Below are 19,729 nucleotides of genomic sequence, written 5' to 3'. Positions count from 1 at the left end.
CTCACCCAGTCCAGACCGCCAATCATCGCCCCAAAGAGCAACAACCGCGCCGCCAGCATATCCCTTCCAGATACTCTCTCTATTCTCTTGTCAAAGATCACAGCCCAACAGGGCCGAATAACCTAGCAAATCCACCAGAGCCGCTCAAGAAGTTTCCTCAGCGCCGCCGGTGAGTGCGGATATAGGTCCCGCTCCAACAACCGTCAATCTTAAAATCACAAAAAAACAAAAACTTTCATCCACAAGACATGAAAATCGCGGAAAACCAGTAAATTTCAGAATCACTTGGCGGGCGTTCCACTGTTCAGAACGGCCGAATCCACCTTATCGCCCACGACGATTCCCAGCTTTTCGGTAATCCCGGCCTGCAGTTCCAGCGTGGCGCGCACGGGACCATGGCTGCTGATCCGCGCCAGGCTGAGCGGCACGGCATTTTCCACAATGGAGGACACGCGGTTATCCGCGCCGATAAAGACGATATCGAGTGACGCCTGCGTATGCTGCATCCACATGTCGCTCTGCCGGGGGTAGGACCAGACGAAGATCATGCCGCCATCGGCTGGCACAGACGGACGATACATCTCGCCCACCTGCTGTTCCCGCGGGGTCATGGCCTTTTCCACGGTAAAGACATGCCTGACGCCATCGGCGGATGTAATGGTCAGCGGCACCGTTGGCAGGGCGGGCTGGGCGTGGGTCGGCTCGCCCGTTTCTTCCGCCGCGATGGCAGGAACCGATACAGCGGCCATACATGCGGCCAGGGCCAGCCACCGGCCTGCCTTGAAGGACATCATAAGCAAATTCTCTCCTGCATCCCTGTTTATCCGCCTGTCAGTTCAGGAAGGGATTACCCTTCCGTTCCGCACCGATTGTCGTTGCGGGACCGTGGCCGGGCAGGATCGTGACATCATCGCCCAGCGGAAGCAATTCCCGCCGTATGGCCTCGATCAACTGGTCATGATCGCCGTATGGGAAATCGGTGCGCCCCACCCCGCCACGGAACAGGGTATCGCCAACAAAGGCGAAGCGGGATTCGGGATCATGGAAAATGACATGGCCGGGGGTATGGCCGGGCACATGACGGACCTCGAAACGGTGCCCGAGCGCCTCCAGCATCTCGCCATGCTTTACAAACCTGTCCGGGGTTACGTTTTCCAGCCCGTTCAGGCCAAACAGGGCGGCCTGCCGGGTAATGGAGGACAGGAGCGCGTCATCCGCCCGGTCCGGACCGATTACCGGCACCGGGGCACCCTGCCGCGTGGACAGTTCACGCCGCAGCGCATCCGCCCCACCGGCATGGTCCAGATGGCCATGGGTCAGCCAGATCGCGTCAACCGACAGATCCTTCTCCGTGATGAACGCCGTGATACGCGGCACATCGCCACCCGGATCGACCACCACGGCATGACGGGTACCGGGGTTCCATAATATGGAACAGTTCTGGCCAAAGGCGGTGACGGGCACGATTTCAAGGGAAAGAGGTGTCGGCATGCGCGGAACCCTACCTATAAAAAAAGCGCCCCACGTTACCGCGGGGCGCATCAGGCGACCAGTAGCCGATCAGCCCGCGTTGGGCAGCGGCCAGCCGGTGGCCGGAATGTCGAAATGCTTGGCCAGGTCATGGTCGGGGGTATTGGTCAGGTCACGCTCCAGTTCCTTGACCACCAGCGCGCGGGTATGCACGTCCAGATGCGTACGGATCTGGTGCATGACATCACCGGGGGCCGCGATCGCAATGGCCGGAGCCTTCTTCTGGCGTACGACCGTGTTCAGGAATTCCGCAATGACCTTGCCATAGGCGCCATTGCGCGGCGCATCCATGCCCTTCGCATCATCGCTCTTGAGGTGTTCGAACGTCGCAAGGCCATGTTCGCCATGCTTCAGGATACGGGCATGAATGTTATCGGCAACAACATACCAGGCAGGATCGACATAACTCATTCATATTACTCCATTCATGCGCGCCCCACTTCGGGGTGGCCTTATGTTACGACAATATATGGGGTGCCTGTCCGTGCATGTCCACCGGCTGGTGCGTGTGTATGCGTGCTGATAGAGTAGTCCTGCTATGACACAGGTTTCATCCACGCGGGATCCTCTGGATCTCCTGATCGAATGGGCGCGGGCGGGTCAGCCCTGCGCCCTGGCGACCGTTACCTCGACATGGGGCAGTTCCCCCCGCCCCGCCGGCAGCATGATGGCGGTCTGCGCCAATGGCCGCATCGAGGGGTCCGTCAGTGGCGGCTGCGTGGAAGGCGCGGTGGTCGAGGAAGCCGGGCGCATTATGGCCACTGGCCACCCCGCCACCCTGTCCTATGGCGTATCCAGTGATGATGCGTGGGCGGTTGGCCTGGCCTGTGGTGGCCTGCTGGATGTGTATGTCGTCGCCGTGCGCACGCCCACGCACCCACAGGGCACGCTGGATCTGACCATCCTGGAAACCGTGGCTGAAAAACGCCGCGCCCGCGTGCCGGTCATCGTGGCGACGGATCTGGCGACGGGAACTTCCCGCCTTCTGTACCAGACCGATGCCACACCCGGTGATGGCGCCACGCCCGACCTTGATACGCGGCTTGCCGCCCGTGCGCGGGAAGTGTTCGAGACAGGCCGCAGCCTGCGACTGGAAGACGGGGCCGGACAGGCCCTGTGGTTCCTTCACCTCATTCCCATGCCACCACGCATGCTGATCGTCGGCGCGGTGCATATCGCGCAGGTGCTGGCCCCCATGGCGCAGACCACCGGATTCAGCGTGACGGTCATCGACCCCCGCACCCAGCTTGCAACCGCCGAGCGTTTCCCCGGCATCACGCTGGAAACAGACTGGCCGGATGAAACGCTGGCGCGGCTGGGGGTGGATAACCAGACCGCCATCGTGACGCTGACGCATGATGCCAAGCTGGATGACCCCACCTTGCAGTATGCCCTGAATGGCGACGCCTTCTATATCGGTGCGCTGGGATCGCGCAAAACACAGGCATCGCGCGTTGAACGGCTGCATGCGGCCGGTTTTTCCGCCGGGCAGATCGCCCGCATCCATGGCCCCGTCGGCCTTGCCATCGGGGCGGTGGGAGCAGCGGAAATCGCCCTGTCGATTCTGGCTGAAATCGTGGCCGTGCGTCACAACAAACCGCTGGGACGGATATCGGGCTGGACATGACGCGGGCCAGGCCGCGCGTCGCGGCCATTGTGCTGGCGGCGGGCGGTTCCAGCCGCACGGCACCCCTGCACAAGCTGCTGGCGCCCGACGCCACGGGCCTGCCCATGATCGCCCGCACCCTGCGCGCCATTACCGCAAGCCGGGCCAACCCGGTCATTGTCGTGCTGGGACACCGCGCAGCTGAAATCCGGGCTGCCGCGTCCATGGACAGGCAGGTGGACAACCCACCGCAATTCATTACGGCGCCCAACCACGCATGCGGCCTGTCCCGTACACTGGCGGCCGGCATCCGCGCCGCCAGCACGTATCCGGCTGTCGCGGGCGCGCTGGTCTGCCTGGGGGACATGCCGCTGATCGGCACGGACCTGATCGACCGCATGATCACGGCCTTTCTGGCCCATCCCGACCGGCCCGGCGTGGTGCCGGCGCATGAAGGCAGGCGCGGCAATCCGGTCCTGTGGGGTCGTGCCATGTTCCCAGCCCTGCTGGCCCTGACGGGGGATCGGGGCGCGCGCCCGCTCCTGCACCAGCATGAAGCCGACATGGCGCGCGTTGCGGCCGGGCCGGAAATCATGGCGGATTTTGATACCCCGGACCGCCTGGCCGATTTCGCGCGCCGTTTCGCAGACGGTTGACCTAAGCCCGCGCCGGCGCAAAGAGAGAAGGCACGCCCTGCGGTCCACCGCACGGCCTGACAACCAACCAGGATCAAGACATTGAGCAAGATCATCCGCACCGAACCCAACGCCATCCTGTCCAAGGTGGTGGAATACCATGGCTTCCTGTTCACGCAGGGATTCGTGGCCCGCGACCTGTCCGCCGACGTCACGGCCCAGACCAAGGACATCCTGGCCCAGATTGACGAGGCGCTGGAACTGCACGGCACCGACAATACCCGCCTGCTGCAGGCCCAGATCTGGCTGAAGGACATCAACGACCGTGATGCGCTGAACGCGGTATGGGGTCCGTGGCTGCCCAAGGATGGCGCGCCCGCGCGCGCCTGCGTCGAAGCCAAGATGGCCCACCCCGACGTGCTGGTCGAAATCATGGTGATCGCCACCAAGTAAGGCCGGGGAATGCGGGAAAGTCGGCTGATAAACATGTCACATTTTTGCAACTTTCCCGCTTTCCGAGAATCATTCCACTTATGTTCTCCCCTTTGTTTTCCCATGCATAAACGATTGGAAAACAGGGAATAAATAGTCCGGTTAAAGAATATATTCCTATTTTTTACATGAGATGAAGTTTTTGGGTGAAATATGCAGTGTTGCTGTTCATCCGTCACAGCGCAGGCTTGTCAGACTTGCAATGGGCTTGCTACTCGATGAACACGATGTGAGCGGTTATCAGACGAATCACCCCAACGTGGTGGAGAGATTGCGGAAAATGTGGATCAGAAACATGAAGCGTGGCGTTTTGCTTTCCGTTCTTGGTGCCACGTTCGGGTTCATGTTTTCGGAACAGGGGCATGCAAGGCCGGTCCGGCATGCCAGCCATGTCCATCCCGCCACGGCGCATACTGCCGCCACGCATCATTCCCTGCACCACGCCAGTTATCGTCACGCCACCCGTGAACGCGGGCACGTCATCCAGTGCGTGGCCTTCGCCAAGTCGGCGTCGGATGTTGAAATCCGGGGCAACGCGGTTGACTGGTGGTACAATGCCGCCGGGCGTTACGCCCGTGGCAACGCACCGGAAGAAGGCAGTGTCCTGAACTTCCGTGGCACCCGCCGCATGCCACTTGGCCATGTGGCCGTGGTGCGCCAGGTTGTCAACAGCCGCACCATCGTCATCGACCAGTCCCACTGGGGGCAGCGCGGGATCAGCCGTGACGTTCCGGTCATTGACGTATCGCCCAACAATGACTGGTCGGCCGTGCGTGTGGCGCTGAACAGCCGCAGCGGGGCATTTGGCAGCATCTATCCGACCTATGGCTTCATTTATGCCCGACCGGATACCACGTCGAACATGATGCTGAGCACCTACCAGAAAGCCATGCGCAACCCGCCTGTCATGGCGCGGGCTTCCGGTCGCATGATGCGCCACAACAGCACGGAAGTGGCCGAAGCGCCTGAAGGCATCGTCGGTCACGCCTCCCCATCCCTCGCCTATACGGATGACGCGCCGAATCGTTCCGTCCGGTAATTAAAAAAAATCGAGGCCCTGCAAATCAGGGCCGTCCGGCGCGGTGATAGGGATGCCCGGATGAAATGGCACGCGCACGATACAACTGTTCCGCCAGCATCCCGCGCACCAGCATGTGCGGCCACGTCATCTTGCCCAGCGAAAGCGTATGGTCGGCACGCTGCACCACGCTCGCGTCCAGCCCTTCCGCCCCACCAATGACAAAACACAGCGGGCGCGGCGTCTCGACCCACCGTTCCACCGCATGTGAAAAGGCCAGACTGTCATATGTCCGGCCCCCTTCATCCATGGCCACCACGATCGCGCGCTCAGGCAACGCGGCCAGGATCGCCTGCCCTTCCCTGCGCTTGATTTCATTGGGGGCGCCGCGCCCTTCGGGCAGTTCGACCAGCCTGATGCGCGGCGAAAGCCGGTTGGCATAACGATCAAACAGATCGCGTTCCACCCGGTCCTTCATGCGGCCCACGGCAATCAGATGGAACACTGTTCAGTCCACCGGTGTTGCTGGCGCCTCCGGCGGGACATCCAGATCCGCACCCCACATCCGTTCCAGGCCGTACAGCGCACGCGCCTCCGCCTTGAACAGATGCACGACGATATCCCCCGCATCCAGCAGCACCCAGTCGGAACCGGCGGCCCCTTCGGTCCGCACGCGCTTGTGCCCGACCTCGCCCAGCTTGCGATCGATATGGGCCGCCATGGCCGCGATCTGCCGGTCCGCGATACCCGTGGCGATCACCATCCGGTCGGCAAAGGACGCGCGGCCCGTCAGGTCGATGACCACGATATCCTCGGCCTTATCATCTTCAAGGCTGGTGGTGATGATTTCCAGAAACTGTTCCACGCGCGGGTCAGCTTCGCGCGTGTCAGTCGATACCGGGCCAGCCACGGCGGCCTTCTTGCGCGGCGTGCCCGGCACCTGCACGGCACTGCCCAATGACGCCGCGTTGACGCGTGGCTGTCCCGCGGAAAGGGTGCTGCCGGTCCGGCGCTTGGCGCCACTCTCGGCTGAAGGCTTCCTGGTTATGGCTGTTACTCCCGTCGGTGGCCGGAATTGGCCTGCGATGCACGTATTTGTGTTGCTGATATAGCGTTCTGCGGCGCGGGAAGAAAGACCCATGCCGGTGGCCTGCATGTGGCCAGCATGCCCGCCTGTCGCGCCGGACGCCGCCAGCGCGCAAGCCTGCGGGCAACCTGGCCGTGTAATGCGGCTGGATTATAGCCCGGTCGCGGCAGAATCGCGAGTGGAACCATACGCACGATGTCCCGCCACCGCCACCACCGCCCCATCTGCGCCAGCCCGTCCGCCCCCATCAGCCAGACAAAACGCACATGCGGGAAAAGCTGTTTCAGGCGGCGCAGCGTATCGACGGTGTAGCGCGTGCCGATCCGGCTTTCGATGTCGGTCGCCAGCAGCCCGCGCCCCCGCACGCCATGGATACGCGCACGCACCAGCGCCAGCCGCTGCGACAGGGGCGCCATGCCCGCCACCGGCTTGAGCGGATTGCCCGGTGAGACAAGGAACCATACCTGGTCCAGCTTAAGCTGCCGCAGCGCCCGGCAGGCAAGCTGGATATGCCCGTCATGCACCGGGTTGAACGAACCGCCCAGCAGGCCGACACGCATATGCCGCCCGTCGCCACGGGCCGGCAGGACATCACCCACACCCGTCAGCAAGGATCAGGGCCGGACCTGTCCGGTGCCGATCACCTCGTACCGATAGGTTGTCAGCTGCTCCAGCCCGACAGGGCCACGGGCATGGAACCGTCCGGTGGCAATGCCGATTTCGGCGCCGAACCCGAATTCCCCCCCATCGCAGAACTGGGTGGAGGCATTCCACATGACCACGGCGCTGTCCGTCCCGTTCAGGAAGGTGGTCGCCGCCACCGCGTCCTCGGTCACGATCGCCTCGGTATGGGCGCTGCCGTAACGCGCGATATGGGCCAGCGCGTCTTCCACGCCATCCACCACGCCAACGGACAGGACCGCATCCAGCCATTCGGTGGCGAAATCATCTTCCGTCGCGGCGGGCAGGTCGGGCACGACCGCACGCGCGCGGGCATCGGCGCGGAAGGTGCAGCCACGGGTGGCCAGATCCTCGATCAGGCCGGGCAGGATCTTGGGCGCGATCGCCTGGTCAACCAGCAGCGTCTCGGTCGCGCCACAGATGCCCGGACGGCGCAGCTTGGCGTTCAGCACGATCCGCCGCGCCATTTCCAGGTCGGCGGCGGCGTGGACATAGGTGTGGCACAACCCTTCGGCATGGGCCAGCACCGGCACGCGGGCCTCGGCGCAGACACGCTCGACCAGCGACTTGCCGCCACGGGGAATGATCAGGTCAATCAGGCCGGCCGCCCCCAGCATGGACGCAACATGGGCGCGATCCGCATCGGGCGGGATCTGCACGCATTCCACCGGCAGGCCGGCCGCCTTCAGCCCCGCCTGCATGGCAGCGTGGATGACACGCGCGCTGTTCAGGCTGTCCGACCCACCGCGCAGGATCACGGCATTGCCGGACTTGATGCACAGGGCGGCGGCATCGGCCCCCACGTTGGGGCGGCTTTCGTAAATCATGCCGATCACGCCCACCGGAGTGGCCACGCGGCGGATGCGCAGGCCGTTGGGCCGGTCCCATTCCGCCATGACATGGCCGACCGGGTCCGGCAGGCTGGCGACCTGCTCCAGCCCCTTCGCCATCGCCTCGACCCGTTCGGGGTTGAGGGTCAGCCGGTCACGAAACGCAGCCGCCCCGGTAAAGGCCGCCACGTCACGCGCATTGGCCGCCAGCAGTTCGTCCTGGCTGGCGCGCAGGGCCGCCGCCGCCGCCATCAGGGCCTTATTGCGGGTTTCGGTCGTGCTGCGGGCCAGCACGCGGCCTGCGGCGCGGGCGGCGATGGCCATGGCGCGGATCACGTCCGGCTGCGGTGCGTCGGCCCGCGTGGGGGTTGCAACAGCCTGATCCATGATCCGTCACTCCTTACATGCTATCGCTGAACGGGCACGACGCCCGTATCAGACGTTGAAGCGGAACAGCAGGACATCACCATCCTGCACCACGTAATCCCGCCCTTCGATCCGCAGCCTGCCCGCTTCACGCGCGCCAGCTTCGCCATTGCAGGCGATATAGTCATCATATGCAATGGTTTCACAGGCAATGAAGCCCCGTTCGAAATCATTATGGATGACGGCGGCGGCCTGCGGCGCCTTCGTGCCTTCGGTAATGGTCCAGGCCCGCGTTTCCTTCGGCCCCACGGTAAAGTAGGTGCTCAGGCCCAGCAGGCGGTAGCCGGCGGCGATCACGCGGTCCAGCCCGCTATCCTTCAGGCCAAGCCCTTCGAGGAACTCCACCCGGTCTTCCGCGCCAAGCTGGCTGACTTCGGCCTCGATCGCGGCGGAGACGACAACCATGGCCGCCCCTTCCGCTTCGGCGCGGGCGCGGACGCGTTCGGAAAATTCGTTGCCCGTCGCAGCCGAGCCTTCGTCCACGTTGCACACATACAGCACGGGCTTCGAGGTCATGAGCTGGAGGCGGCGCACCGCTTCCTCCTGCCCTGCCGGGATCGCCTCGCGCGCGGGCCGGCCTTCACGCAGGGCCTCGATCAGCGGTTCCATCAGTTCGACCTGCGCCGCCGCTTCGCGGTCATTGCCGCGCGCCTTCTTCTGCAGCGCCACGATCCGCTTTTCCAGCGATTCGAGATCGGCCAGCATCAGTTCGGTCTCGATGATCTCCGCATCGCGGATGGGGTCAACACCGCCCTCGACATGGGTGATGTCGTCATCTTCAAAACAGCGCAGGACGTGGATGATCGCATCCACCTCGCGGATATTGGCCAGGAACTGGTTACCCAGCCCCTCGCCGCGCGACGCGCCGCGCACCAGGCCCGCGATATCGACGAATTCAAGGCTGGTGGGCAGGATCTTCTGCGACTTGCCGATACGCGCCAGGTTTGCCAGACGCGCATCCGGCACGGCAACGCGGCCGACATTCGGCTCGATCGTGCAGAAGGGATAGTTCGCGGCCTGCGCCGACGCCGTTTCCGTCAGGGCGTTGAACAGCGTGGATTTACCCACATTCGGCAGGCCCACGATGCCACAGTTAAAGCCCATACGCCCTTACTCCCCGGCCTGCGCGGCCATCCTTGTCATGAACAGTTCCGGCTTCCCGTCCGCCAGCAGCACGGCCTCACCGGCCAGCGTATCAAGCATCGGGTCCAGCCACTCGCGGTCCGTGCGGGAGAAGTCACCCAGCACATGGCCTGTCACACGCTCACGGCTGCCGGGATGCCCGATGCCCAGCCGCACGCGCCAGTATTCTTTCGTGCCCAGCATGCGGTCCATCGACCGCAGGCCGTTATGCCCCGCCGCCCCGCCGCCACGCTTTACGCGGATGCGCCCGGGTTCAAGGTCAAGTTCATCATGGAATGCCGTAATGGCATCGGCCTGCAGCTTGTAGAAAGCGGCCGCCTGCTGAACGCTCTCGCCCGAGAGGTTCATATACGTCATGGGCTTGAGCAGCAGCACCTTGTGCCGCCCGATCATCCCTTCCGCGACTTCACCGCGAAAGCGCTTCCGCCACGGGGCGAACCCGTGGCGGTCGGCAATCCGGTCCACCGCCATGAACCCGACATTGTGACGATTCCGGCTCATCCCCGCCTCGGGATTACCAAGACCGGTCCAGAGCAGCATCGTTCAGTCTCCTGTCAGGAATTCGTGGCGGCGGGGGGATCAGCCCTCGGCTGCGCCTTCAGCGGCTTCCGCGGCCTCGGCTTCTTCATCGACACTCGGCGGGGCGACGTTGGCGATGACGAAGTTGTTGTCGTGCAGCACCGGGGTCACGTGCTCCGTGCCCTTGAGGTCGGACCAGCGCACATTGTCGTGGAAGTCGAGCTTGGACAGGTCGGCGGTGAAGAATTCCGGGATGTTCGCCGGGTCAACCACCACGTCCACCGTGTGACGGACGATGTTCATCACGCCACCGCGCTTGACGCCGGGGGAGAGTTCCTCACCCTCGAAGCGGACTTCCACTTCCACATGCACCTTGTGGCCCGCGGCCAGGCGCTGGTAGTCCACATGCAGCGGCGCATCGGTCACCGGGTGCAGCTGGATCTCGCGCAGCAGGGCGTGCACGGACGGGCCACCGGCAACCGAGATGTCATAGATGCGCGAACGCCAGCCGGACTTGTGCAGCTCACGATGCACGATACGGGGGTCAAGCGCGATCAGGGTGGGTTCCTGGCCGCCGCCATAGATAACGCCGGGCACATGGCCGGCACGCCTCGTTGCACGCGCTGCCCCCTTACCAGCCTTCGCGCGCGAAGAGACTTCGATCTTGGTGAATTTGGTCACTTGTTTGCTCCTGAAACACAAGCGCGCGGGCCTCCAGGGGTGCCAGCGCGTGCGCGGCGTTTAACGGAAAACCGCGCGCGATGCAATCACCCAAGGCCGTACGCGCCCGGTTTTTCAGGAAAGCGCAGTCAGGTTCCACACCGGCGTCGGTCCCGGCTCGGCCCACATTGGCGTAGCATTGGGCAGGCGCACGTTGGGCTTGAGATGCATGGCCGAACGCAGGGCGCGGAACATCGCGCCATGGCAGACGATCAGCGGCACGCCATCCTTTTCCAGCGCCCGGTTCACGGCCGATACGGCGCGTTCGCGCAGGTCGGCGAAGCTTTCGCCATTGGCCGGCGTGTAATCACCCGCGATCCAGCTGTCGTACCATGTTCCCATGGGCTTGCCTTCCTCGTCACCGAAGCAGACTTCCTTCAGCCCGTCATCCAGCGCGATCGCCAGCCTAGGCGCGCCGTTGGCCGCAAGCTGGTCGGCCACGATTTCCGCCGTCCGGCGCGCGCGGATCAGTGGCGACGACACGATCCGCACGATCGGCGCATGGTCATGCCAGTGTTTTGCCAAAAGCAGGCCGGCCGCCTCGGCCTGCCTTATGCCCGTCTGGTTCAGCGGGATATCGGTCCGCCCCTGTGAACGCCCCTGTGCATTCCAGTCCGTTTCCCCATGGCGCAGATACCAGTAAGGCCGGGCAATCAGGTCAGTCATGGGGTCGTTCCTTCCAGTTACACCCCTGTGGGGGTAACGCCGGGACAGCCGGGGGGTCAATCCCGCCTTCAGTCAAACAGCGACGAGACCGAGCTTTCATCCGATATGGCCTGCATGGCGCGCGAGATCAGGGCCGCCGTGCTGATCTGGCGGATATTGGCCGATTCCTTCACTGCCTCGGTCGCCTTGATGCTGTCGGTCAGCGTCAGCATGCCCAGCGGCGACTGCCCGATGCGGCTGACCGCGCTGCCGGTCAGCACGCCGTGGGTCACATACGCCTCGACCGCTGCCGCGCCATGCTTCATCAGCGCTTCCGCCGCGTTGCACAGCGAACCGCCGCTATCGACAATGTCATCCACCAGGATGCAGTAACGGCCGCGCACGTCACCGATCACGTTCATGACTTCCGATACGCCAGCGCGCTCACGCCGCTTGTCGATGATGGCGAGGTCAACATTCAGCCGCTGCGCGAGCTGGCGGGCACGGACCACGCCACCCACGTCGGGGGACACGATCATGAGGTTGTGCGGGCCACCGGGAATGTCCATCGGCGGGGCGTCATAGGGCAGCGGCGGCTCGCCATCGAGCTTCATGCGGCCACGGATGTCGCGCGTGAACAGGGGGGCCGCGTACAGGTTGTCCACCGGGATGTCGAAGAAGCCCTGGATCTGCATGGCATGCAGGTCCATGGTCAGGACACGGTTGGCCCCGGCCTCGACCAGGATATTGGCCACCAGCTTGGCGCTGATCGGCGTGCGGGGGCCGGATTTGCGATCCTGCCGGGCGTAGCCGAAATACGGCATGACCGCCGTGATGCGCCGTGCCGACCCGCGCCGCAGGGCGTCGAGCATGATCAGCAGTTCCATGAGGTTGTCGTTGGTGGGGGAGCATGTGCTCTGGATGACGAACACATCCTCGCCACGCACGTTCTCATGGATCTCGACAAAGATTTCCATATCGGCGAAACGCCGCACGGTCGCGTTACAAAGCGGCAGTCCCAGCTCCGCCGCTACTTTTTCGGCAAGGGGCAGGTTGCTGTTACAGGCGACAATCTTCATCGTGTGACGCTCCCGGGCGGCGGTGCAGGCGATCAGGGGGGCTTTTGCGGCGCCACCCCCGTTGTTTATGTGCGGGGTTCTAACAACCGGCATATCCCCTGTCACCTCTCTAAGGATGGCGAAACCTGCACGCCTGCCCTTCGTGGCCGATCCGTCACACCGGGCGGCGGGGGGGCAGTGTCACGCCGGGAAAGGGGCGTGCGGGCGCCGGCGGCGTGAGGGGTACGGGTTTGCCGGTGATTTCGGTCGGGGCCGGATTCTCCGCTGGCGCCGCCCTGGGCATGGGCGGCCACCTGTCGGCCTTCTGCGTGGCCGGGGCCGTGGGACGGGAAACGGCAACCGCCCGGGGCTGCGCCACCGATACCGGGGCGGGGGCATGAACCACGGGGGCGGCAACCGGGACGGCAGGCGGCGCGGCAGGACTGACGGCGGCTGCCGACACCGGCGCGGCAGGTGCCACCATCGGCCTGCTGGCCGCCGGCACATGTTCCGTCACCACCGGGGACGGCGTGGGGGAGACGGGCGACACGCTGGCAACCGCCGGGGCGGATGCAGCATGCGCGGCCACTGGGGCGGATGGCGCGGTGGGGACAACGGATTTCGTGACCGGCACGGCTGCATTCCCGCCACCAGCCATGACGGAAGACGCCGCCGTGCTGGCCGCTACAGGCCGTGCGGCGGTGGATGCCGACTGGGCGGGCAGCACGCCATCCGCCGCCAGCGGGACATTGGCCCGACCGGAATAGCGCGTGATGATCTGGCGCGCGGCTCCCGCCGCCTCATCCGCCGCCGCCACGGCAACGTCACCCCACTTCGCATCCAGTGAATGGGCCGCTATGTCATGGATCTGGGTGGCGGCTCCCGCTTCCTTGCCCTGCTCATCCAGCACCTGCCATGTCAGCACGATATGCTGCTGCTTCGTGGTGGAGGTCGTGGTGACCGCGTCATTGAGTACGACCGTGCAGCGCACCGTGTAGTCCGCCCCGGTGGCGGTATGGCGGATATCCTCATGCGCATCGGGGAACGCCGCGATGAAGGCCCGCGCCAGCGCGCGGTCGCCATCGCCCGGCGCGCCCTGCACGCCCGCGAAATAGACATGGGCGGGACGGTTCTTGAGGCTGTTGGGGTCCTTCTGCATCTGGGCGGCCTGTATCCCGGTCAGCAGTTCGGCCACGCCGGGGGCGGCTTCCTGCGCCGCGCGGGAGACGGCCTGCCCGTCCCCCGCCTGCCACTGCCCCACTGGCACGGGCGCGCCATCCATGTGGCCGCGTTCCTCACCCTTCGGGGTGATGACGGCATAGGTCGGGACAATCGCGCCGTTACGGGCATCGGCCGTCATTTTCAGCCACCAGTCACCCGGGCGGACCGGCTGGCCCATCGCGGGCACCGACTGCGCCAGCAGGGCATTGACCATGGCGCGCTGCCAGCCCTGCGCCCCGGCCTGATCCGTGCCCGACGCCGTGGAAACCGGCACCGCCAGCCGGGCCGTCGGCGCCTGGGCTGCCTGTGTCCCATGGCGGAAGGGTTGCGGCACGCTGACGCACCCCCCCAGCATACAGAGTGCTGCAATGGCTGACCCCGCAAGCAGCCGCCGGACAAAAACTTCTGACATCATGGTTCCATCTATATCGCCGGGCAGGCAATAACGGAAATCTGGTGCCCGATTGCCCCCCCGCCCGCCAGCGTACGGCGGCGATGGCTGAAAAACCGGGTTTCGTCACGCAGGGTATCAATCCCCAGCGCCACGGCCTGTCCCACCCCGCAGCGCCGCAGCCGCATGACACAGTATCCCGGCAGGTCGAACATGAAATGCCCCGCCCGCGCCGCAGGCATGAAAAACGCACCCGCCGCCGCATCGCGCGCCAGCACGGCGTCGCGCATGTCCGGACCGACTTCGTAACTGTCCCGCGTGATGCAGGGGCCGACCACGGCGCGGATATCGCCCGCCGCACAGCCCAGCGCCCCCATGGCCGCCACCACCGACTCCACAATCCCGCCACACGCCCCCCGCCAGCCCGCATGCGCGGCCCCCACGACCGTGCCCCGCGCATTGCTGAACAGGACCGGGGCGCAGTCCGCCGTAATCACGCCCAGCGCAAGGCCGGGGCGGTCGGTCACCATGGCGTCGCCCTCCGGCCCGCGCCCGGTTTCCCATGGCGTCGTGACCGTAATGGTACGGTCGCCATGCACCTGCGTCAGGCCCAGCAGGCGTTCGGGACGCACATCCACATACCGCGCCACGCGACGGCGGTTTTCATGCAGGGCGGCCGGATCATCCGCCGAACGGGTCGAACAGTTCAGGCTGGCATACGACCCGGTGGACACACCCCCCAGACGGGTAAAGAATCCATGCCGGATCCCGGCGAAAACCGGGCTGCGCACCACCTGCGCATCCGTAATCGCGCTGTCGGTCGTCATCGCGTTTCTCCCCTGCCTGTCCCATCGCCCGCGTGCCTGCCCGCAAAACCCGGCAGGTCGCCCGCAAGGCCGGATGAAAGCCCCATTACACGAAAAAGCCGCCCCATGCGCTCCGGCGCGGCCAGCCGCATGGCCGCCGCGCGGATCTCATCCGCCTGCGCGGGGGCGGCACGGGCAAGCTGTTCAACACGCGCGGCAAGCCCCAGCGCGGACAGGAAATCCCCCTGGGTCACGCTGCCCCACACCGCCACCCCACGGGGGGCCTGATCGGCAATGGCCCGGAAATCAACATGCGCCGTAAGGTCCGCGCGGCCCGCATCCAGCAGTGGATCGGCCGGTCGGCCATCCCGCAATGCCTGCAGGCTGTCCCCCCATGCGGGGGCATCATACCCGTAATCGATCAGTAACGCCGCCCCCGGCCAGCGCAGCAGGCGCGTGCCAAGCGCATGGATGAAATCCAGCGCGGGCTGGCAGGTTTCCAGCACCCTGCCTTCAGGCACCGGGCGCAGGCGCGCGGGATGGCCCGCCGGGAAATCACAGGCGGCATGCGTGAACGCACCATCATGCACGAAGCGCTCTTCCCAGCCCTGCCCCCGCCTGACGAACTGCCGGATGGGCAGGGCGTCGAGGAATTCATTGGCCAGCAGCACCATCGGCCCGTCGGGCACGCCACGCAGGTCATCATGCCAGCGTACCGGCATGGCCGTGGCGTCATGCAGGGCATGCGCCTGCACGTCACGCAGGCGGGGCGAGGTCTCGATCAGGTGCACGCGCATGGCCCCGTGGCAGGCGGGGGCGACACGGCGCAGCAGGCGCTGGGCATCGGCCATGAGCGTCCCCCGCCCCGGCCCGGCCTCCACCAGCATGAAGGGATCGGGACGGCCCAACAGCCCCCACACCACCGCCACCCATGCGCCCAGCAGTTCACCAAACACTTGCGATATCTCGGGCGCGGTAATGAAATCGACGAACGGGTCGCACCCTGCGTAATAGGCGGCATTCGCCCGGGCCATGAAGTGGTCCAGGCGTTCGCCGGGTGCGCTCACCGGGCGGTTCCGTCATCGCTCGCGGGTTCATCCGGGTCGTCAGCCATGACGGATGTGCGCGCGGGACGCATATAGGCGTTGAGCATAAGCCCCGCCCCCCCGATCGCCATGGGCACGCACAGCACCTGCCCCATCGTCACGCCAAAGGGCAGGAAGCCGATGAAGGCGTCCGGCTCGCGAAAGCATTCGCATACCGTCCGCGCCACGGCGTAACCGAACAGGAACAGCCCGGCGATAAAGCCGGGATGCTGGCGCACGCGCAGGCTGCGCGACACGCACCACAGCAGGGTGAACAGCAGCAGCCCCTCGGCAAAGGCTTCATACAGTTCGGACGGATGGCGCGGTTCCGGCCCCGCATCGGGAAAGATCATGGCCCATGGCAGCGAGGACGGGGCCGGTCGCCCCCACAGTTCCCCATTGATGAAATTGGCCAGCCGCCCCAGCCCCAGCCCGATGGGCACGACTGTGGTGATACGGTCGGAAAAGGCAAGGAAGCTTAATCCGTTGAGGCGCGTGAACACGATCAGCGCGATAATCACGCCCGCCGCCCCGCCATGGAACGACATGCCGCCCCGCCAGACCTGCAGGATCGCCAGCGGGTGCGTCAGGTAGAAACCCGGCTGGTAGAACAGGATGTAGCCAAGCCGCCCCCCCAGCACCACGCCCAGCGTCGCCCATGTCAGGAAATCATCCACCTGAAGGGTCGTCGCCGCCCGCGGCGGCAGCGCGGCGAGGTGGCGCGCGATACGCCAGCCCGCCACCAGCGCCACGATATAGGCCATGGCATACCAGCGGATGGCGAACGGCCCGAAATGGACCATTACCGGATCGAACTGCGGGAAGATCAGGACAGGCAGCATCGGCCCACTTTCATTGTCATGGTTCAGGCGGCGGCAGGCGGTTACAGGTAGGGATCAGGGGCCGCAAGGTAGTCGTGGACGTAACGGCGCACCCCGTCCTCCAGCGTGGTGAAGGCCCGGCTGTAGCCCGCCGCCCGCAATCTGGCCATGTCGGCGCGGGTAAAGGACTGGTACTGCCCGCGCAGGGCTTCGGGCATGTCGATGAATTCGATGCGGCGCGGCACCCCCACCGCATCACAGACCGCGTGGGCCAGATCGGCATAGGTGCGCGCGACCCCGGTGCCGCAGTTGAACAGCCCGCATACATGCCCGTGGTCCAGCAGCCACAGCATGACATCGACCACATCCCCCACCCAGATGAAGTCACGCGCCTGCGCCCCATCCGCCAGCCCCGGCACGTCGGAGCGGAACAGCCGCAGCGGTCCGCCCGCGCGGGCCTCGTCATACTTGACCTTCACAACCGATATCATGCGCCCCTTGTGGTATTCATTGGGGCCATAGACATTGAAGAATTTCAGCCCCGCCCATGACAGGCCGGACATCGCCCCCCCCGCCACCCGGCGCAGAACCGACTGGTCGAATGCCTGCTTGGACCAGCCATACAGGTTGAGCGGCGCCAGCCGGTCCAGCAGGGCGGGATCGTCACTGAACTGTTCCGGCCTGTCCGCCGCCCCGTACGTCGCGGCGGAGGAGGCATAGATGAAGCGCACCCCTTCATGCGCGCACCATGACAGCAGCCGTTCGGACAGGTCCACATTGGTGCGCCACACCAGGTCGCCATCGGTTGCCGTCGTCTCGCTGACCGCGCCCAGGTGGATCACCGCCGCTATGTCGGGACGGGTTTCAAGCCATGCGTCCAGCGCCTCGGGGGCGATGATGCGCGTGGGCGTGTGGTTGCGCAGGTTGCGCCACTTGCCCGCATTGCCCAGCCAGTCCACCACGACCGTATCGATCCCGCGCGCGTGCAGCGCCTGCTGCATGCACGACCCGATGAAGCCCGCACCCCCGGTAATAACGATCACTGTCCCGCACCCCGCCCTGTTGCATGGAAGTCGATATTGCGGCGTCGCCACGGCCACTGCAATCGTGCGGATAGCCCTGAGCCGCCAATGTGTCTATAGTAGCCGCTTTCATCTCGCGCGTGGACTGGCACAGGACGCGGCGCGGAACGTCATGGAGTACCCACTATGTCCGACAGGCCCCGCATTTTTGATGACCTCGCCGGTGTGGCCGGTGGCGCGTTCTCGGCGCTGGCTGGCGTGCGTGAGGAAATCGGCGCCATTGTCCGCGCCCGCGTGGATGAAACCTTGGGCAGCCTGAACCTGGTGCGCCGCGACGAATTCGAGGTCGTGCGCGAAGTCGCGACCCGCGCCCGCCTGGCGCAGGGCGAACTGGAAAACCGGATCAGCCGGCTGGAAGACCGCGTCTCCGACCTTGAGGCCAGCCTGACCGCGCCCGCCACGCCCCCGCGTTCGGGGCTGTAAGCACAACGCTTGCAGCGCGTGCCGGTGGACCATAGTGTAACAGGACGGTCCGCGCCCTGATTCCCCGCAACAGGCCACGGACCGGATGCAGAGATACGGAATCCGGCCCATGTCCGGATTTCCTCCACGACGGCTTCGGGGAGTGCCACATGCCAGCTCTGACTGAAACAGCGATCCCACGCAATACGAATCCACTCGATCTGATGGAACGGATCGTGGGTGGATATGACTGGAATTTCGAACGCCGCAGCGATTCGGAAATGGCGGCCGAGGCACCGGGCAAATGGTGCGACCATGGCCTGTTCTTCTGCTGGTCGGAAGAAGTGAACGCCATGCACTTCACCTGCACGTTCGACCTCAAGGTCCCCGCCGACCAGCGGCGCAACCTGTTCGAACTGCTCGCACTGGCCAACGAACGGCTGTGGATCGGCCATTTCAGCATGGACCCGGACCACGGCACGCCCGTATTCCGGCACGCGGTCCTGCTGCGCGGGTCACGGGGCGCATCGGTGGAAAGCCTGGAAGACATGATCGATATCGCCCTGACCGAATGTGAACGTTTCTACCCCGCCTTCCAGTTCGTGCTGTGGGGCGGCAAGAAACCGGCGGAAGCACTGGAAGCCGCGATGCTTGACTGCGTGGGGATGGCCTGATGACCGAAACGCTTCCCCCGCTCCTCCTGGTCGGCTGCGGCAAGATGGGCGGCGCGATGCTAGATGGCTGGCTGAAGGAAGGGCTGGCCCCGTCCTTCATCGTCGATCGCCACCGCGAATCCGTGCCCGCCCCGCACCACCTTGTCCGCAGCCTTGATGATGTCCCGGCCGGTTTCCGGCCGGGCATGATCATACTGGCCACCAAGCCGCAGAAGGTGGACGCCGTCATGTCCGCGGTCGCGCCCTTTACCGTGCATGCGCCGGTCATATCGGTGCTGGCGGGCCGCACGGTGAAAAACCTGACGGATGCGCTGGCGGCCCACCTGCCCGCCGGCAGCCCCACCCCCATCGTGATCCGCACCATGCCCAATACGCCCAGCGCCATCGGGCAGGGCATGACGGTCTGCTACGCGCCCCCCATCGCAACCCCCGCGCAGCGCAGGCTGTGCACGCGCCTGCTGCGCGCGGTGGGGGAAGTGGCGTGGGTCGAGCATGAAGACCAGATCGATATCGTCACCTCCATTTCCGGCAGCGGCCCGGCCTATGTCTTCCTGCTGGCGGAACTGCTGGAGCAACTGGGCGTGGCCGATGGCCTGCCGCCCGACCTGGCCCGCCTGATCGCGCGCCAGACGGTATCGGGCGCCGGCGCGCTGATGCAGCACAGCGGCATCGACGCCGCCACCCTGCGCCGCAACGTGACCAGCCCCAACGGCACGACGCAGAAGGCGCTGGACGTGCTGATGGCCGACGGCGCATGGCCCACGACCCTTGCCGCCGCCCTGAAGGCGGGGGCAAAACGGGCGCGTGAACTGTCCGGCCCGCAGCCCGTTTCATGACCATGTGGCGCCGTGTACCCA

General features: G+C 65.5%; 24 protein-coding genes. 7 read left to right on the top strand and 17 right to left on the bottom strand.

Annotated elements, in window-relative coordinates; all coding sequences use genetic code 11:
* Nucleotides 1–281: 281 nt before the first annotated feature.
* The 3 genes from CFR76_RS07870 to CFR76_RS07860 form a co-directional block, all read right to left on the bottom strand.
* Nucleotides 282–794 (bottom strand): DUF192 domain-containing protein, encoded by a 513-nt coding sequence (locus CFR76_RS07870; RefSeq protein ID WP_110556624.1) that lies wholly within the window; start codon nt 792–794, stop codon nt 282–284.
* Nucleotides 795–831: 37 nt separating this feature from the next.
* Nucleotides 832–1,491 carry an MBL fold metallo-hydrolase gene (locus CFR76_RS07865; protein ID WP_110556623.1) on the bottom strand — a complete coding sequence of 220 codons (660 nt, stop codon included), beginning with the start codon at nt 1,489–1,491 and terminating at the stop codon, nt 832–834.
* A gap of 69 nt (nt 1,492–1,560) precedes the next feature.
* Nucleotides 1,561–1,941, bottom strand: a complete 381-nt coding sequence (locus CFR76_RS07860; protein ID WP_110556622.1) for a host attachment protein — start codon at nt 1,939–1,941, stop codon at nt 1,561–1,563.
* A 127-nt stretch (nt 1,942–2,068) separates the two neighbouring features.
* Between CFR76_RS07860 and CFR76_RS07855 the strand changes: the two genes are divergently transcribed.
* From CFR76_RS07855 to CFR76_RS07840, 4 genes are all read left to right on the top strand, one after another.
* A complete protein-coding gene (locus CFR76_RS07855) occupies nt 2,069–3,157 on the top strand; it encodes an XdhC family protein (RefSeq protein WP_110556621.1) in 1,089 nt (362 codons plus the stop codon).
* Nucleotides 3,154–3,792, top strand: a complete 639-nt coding sequence (locus CFR76_RS07850) for a nucleotidyltransferase family protein (protein ID WP_110556620.1) — start codon at nt 3,154–3,156, stop codon at nt 3,790–3,792. The genes CFR76_RS07855 and CFR76_RS07850 overlap by 4 nt, the downstream gene beginning before the upstream one ends.
* 81 nt (nt 3,793–3,873) lie before the next feature.
* Nucleotides 3,874–4,224 carry a RidA family protein gene (locus CFR76_RS07845; RefSeq protein ID WP_110556619.1) on the top strand — a complete coding sequence of 117 codons (351 nt, stop codon included), beginning with the start codon at nt 3,874–3,876 and terminating at the stop codon, nt 4,222–4,224.
* Between the two features lie 334 nt (nt 4,225–4,558).
* Nucleotides 4,559–5,302 (top strand): CHAP domain-containing protein, encoded by a 744-nt coding sequence (locus CFR76_RS07840; RefSeq protein ID WP_244191831.1) that lies wholly within the window; start codon nt 4,559–4,561, stop codon nt 5,300–5,302.
* 25 nt (nt 5,303–5,327) lie between these two features.
* Here CFR76_RS07840 and CFR76_RS07835 read toward each other — a convergent pair whose 3' ends face one another.
* From CFR76_RS07835 to rfaD, 14 genes are all read right to left on the bottom strand, one after another.
* On the bottom strand, nt 5,328–5,786 hold the full coding sequence (locus tag CFR76_RS07835; protein ID WP_025439554.1) for a 23S rRNA (pseudouridine(1915)-N(3))-methyltransferase RlmH: 459 nt from the start codon (nt 5,784–5,786) through the stop codon (nt 5,328–5,330).
* Between the two features lie 3 nt (nt 5,787–5,789).
* On the bottom strand, nt 5,790–6,239 hold the full coding sequence (gene rsfS, locus CFR76_RS07830; protein WP_110556618.1) for a ribosome silencing factor: 450 nt from the start codon (nt 6,237–6,239) through the stop codon (nt 5,790–5,792).
* Nucleotides 6,240–6,334: 95 nt separating this feature from the next.
* The gene (locus CFR76_RS07825) at nt 6,335–6,976 is read right to left on the bottom strand and encodes a nicotinate-nucleotide adenylyltransferase (RefSeq protein WP_110556637.1); all 642 of its coding nucleotides are present in this window, start codon (nt 6,974–6,976) and stop codon (nt 6,335–6,337) included.
* A gap of 6 nt (nt 6,977–6,982) precedes the next feature.
* Nucleotides 6,983–8,266 carry a glutamate-5-semialdehyde dehydrogenase gene (locus CFR76_RS07820; RefSeq protein WP_110556617.1) on the bottom strand — a complete coding sequence of 428 codons (1,284 nt, stop codon included), beginning with the start codon at nt 8,264–8,266 and terminating at the stop codon, nt 6,983–6,985.
* Nucleotides 8,267–8,314: 48 nt separating this feature from the next.
* Nucleotides 8,315–9,409, bottom strand: coding sequence for a redox-regulated ATPase YchF (gene ychF, locus CFR76_RS07815; RefSeq protein WP_110556616.1), 1,095 nt, complete (start codon nt 9,407–9,409; stop codon nt 8,315–8,317).
* 6 nt (nt 9,410–9,415) lie between these two features.
* Nucleotides 9,416–9,988 carry an aminoacyl-tRNA hydrolase gene (gene pth, locus CFR76_RS07810; RefSeq protein ID WP_110556615.1) on the bottom strand — a complete coding sequence of 191 codons (573 nt, stop codon included), beginning with the start codon at nt 9,986–9,988 and terminating at the stop codon, nt 9,416–9,418.
* Between the two features lie 39 nt (nt 9,989–10,027).
* Nucleotides 10,028–10,648 carry a 50S ribosomal protein L25/general stress protein Ctc gene (locus tag CFR76_RS07805; protein WP_025439560.1) on the bottom strand — a complete coding sequence of 207 codons (621 nt, stop codon included), beginning with the start codon at nt 10,646–10,648 and terminating at the stop codon, nt 10,028–10,030.
* A gap of 114 nt (nt 10,649–10,762) precedes the next feature.
* Entirely contained in the window at nt 10,763–11,353 is a 591-nt protein-coding gene (locus CFR76_RS07800; protein ID WP_110556614.1) for a histidine phosphatase family protein, read from the bottom strand.
* Nucleotides 11,354–11,421: 68 nt separating this feature from the next.
* Nucleotides 11,422–12,411, bottom strand: a complete 990-nt coding sequence (locus CFR76_RS07795) for a ribose-phosphate pyrophosphokinase (protein ID WP_025439562.1) — start codon at nt 12,409–12,411, stop codon at nt 11,422–11,424.
* Between the two features lie 154 nt (nt 12,412–12,565).
* The gene (locus tag CFR76_RS07790) at nt 12,566–14,026 is read right to left on the bottom strand and encodes a hypothetical protein (RefSeq protein ID WP_244191830.1); all 1,461 of its coding nucleotides are present in this window, start codon (nt 14,024–14,026) and stop codon (nt 12,566–12,568) included.
* Between the two features lie 8 nt (nt 14,027–14,034).
* Nucleotides 14,035–14,829, bottom strand: coding sequence for a peptidoglycan editing factor PgeF (gene pgeF, locus CFR76_RS07785; RefSeq protein ID WP_110556613.1), 795 nt, complete (start codon nt 14,827–14,829; stop codon nt 14,035–14,037).
* Entirely contained in the window at nt 14,826–15,875 is a 1,050-nt protein-coding gene (locus tag CFR76_RS07780; RefSeq protein WP_110556612.1) for a class I SAM-dependent methyltransferase, read from the bottom strand. The genes pgeF and CFR76_RS07780 overlap by 4 nt, the downstream gene beginning before the upstream one ends.
* Entirely contained in the window at nt 15,872–16,735 is an 864-nt protein-coding gene (gene lgt, locus CFR76_RS07775) for a prolipoprotein diacylglyceryl transferase (protein ID WP_110556611.1), read from the bottom strand. The genes CFR76_RS07780 and lgt overlap by 4 nt, the downstream gene beginning before the upstream one ends.
* A 41-nt stretch (nt 16,736–16,776) precedes the next feature.
* Complete coding sequence (gene rfaD / locus CFR76_RS07770) at nt 16,777–17,757, bottom strand: ADP-glyceromanno-heptose 6-epimerase (protein WP_110556610.1); 981 nt, start codon at nt 17,755–17,757, stop codon at nt 16,777–16,779.
* 165 nt (nt 17,758–17,922) lie between these two features.
* Here rfaD and CFR76_RS07765 point away from each other — a divergent pair, with 165 nt between their 5' ends.
* The 3 genes from CFR76_RS07765 (at nt 17,923) to proC (ending at nt 19,708) form a co-directional block, all read left to right on the top strand.
* A complete protein-coding gene (locus CFR76_RS07765) occupies nt 17,923–18,219 on the top strand; it encodes an accessory factor UbiK family protein (protein WP_110556609.1) in 297 nt (98 codons plus the stop codon).
* A gap of 149 nt (nt 18,220–18,368) precedes the next feature.
* Complete coding sequence (locus CFR76_RS07760) at nt 18,369–18,872, top strand: type III secretion system chaperone family protein (protein WP_025439569.1); 504 nt, start codon at nt 18,369–18,371, stop codon at nt 18,870–18,872.
* Nucleotides 18,872–19,708, top strand: coding sequence for a pyrroline-5-carboxylate reductase (gene proC, locus CFR76_RS07755; protein WP_110556608.1), 837 nt, complete (start codon nt 18,872–18,874; stop codon nt 19,706–19,708). The genes CFR76_RS07760 and proC overlap by 1 nt, the downstream gene beginning before the upstream one ends.
* Nucleotides 19,709–19,729 lie beyond the last annotated feature (21 nt).

Source organism: Komagataeibacter swingsii, assembly GCF_003207895.1.
Taxonomy (GTDB): Bacteria; Pseudomonadota; Alphaproteobacteria; order Acetobacterales; family Acetobacteraceae; genus Komagataeibacter; species Komagataeibacter swingsii.
This window is presented reverse-complemented; position numbering and strand designations above follow the sequence as displayed.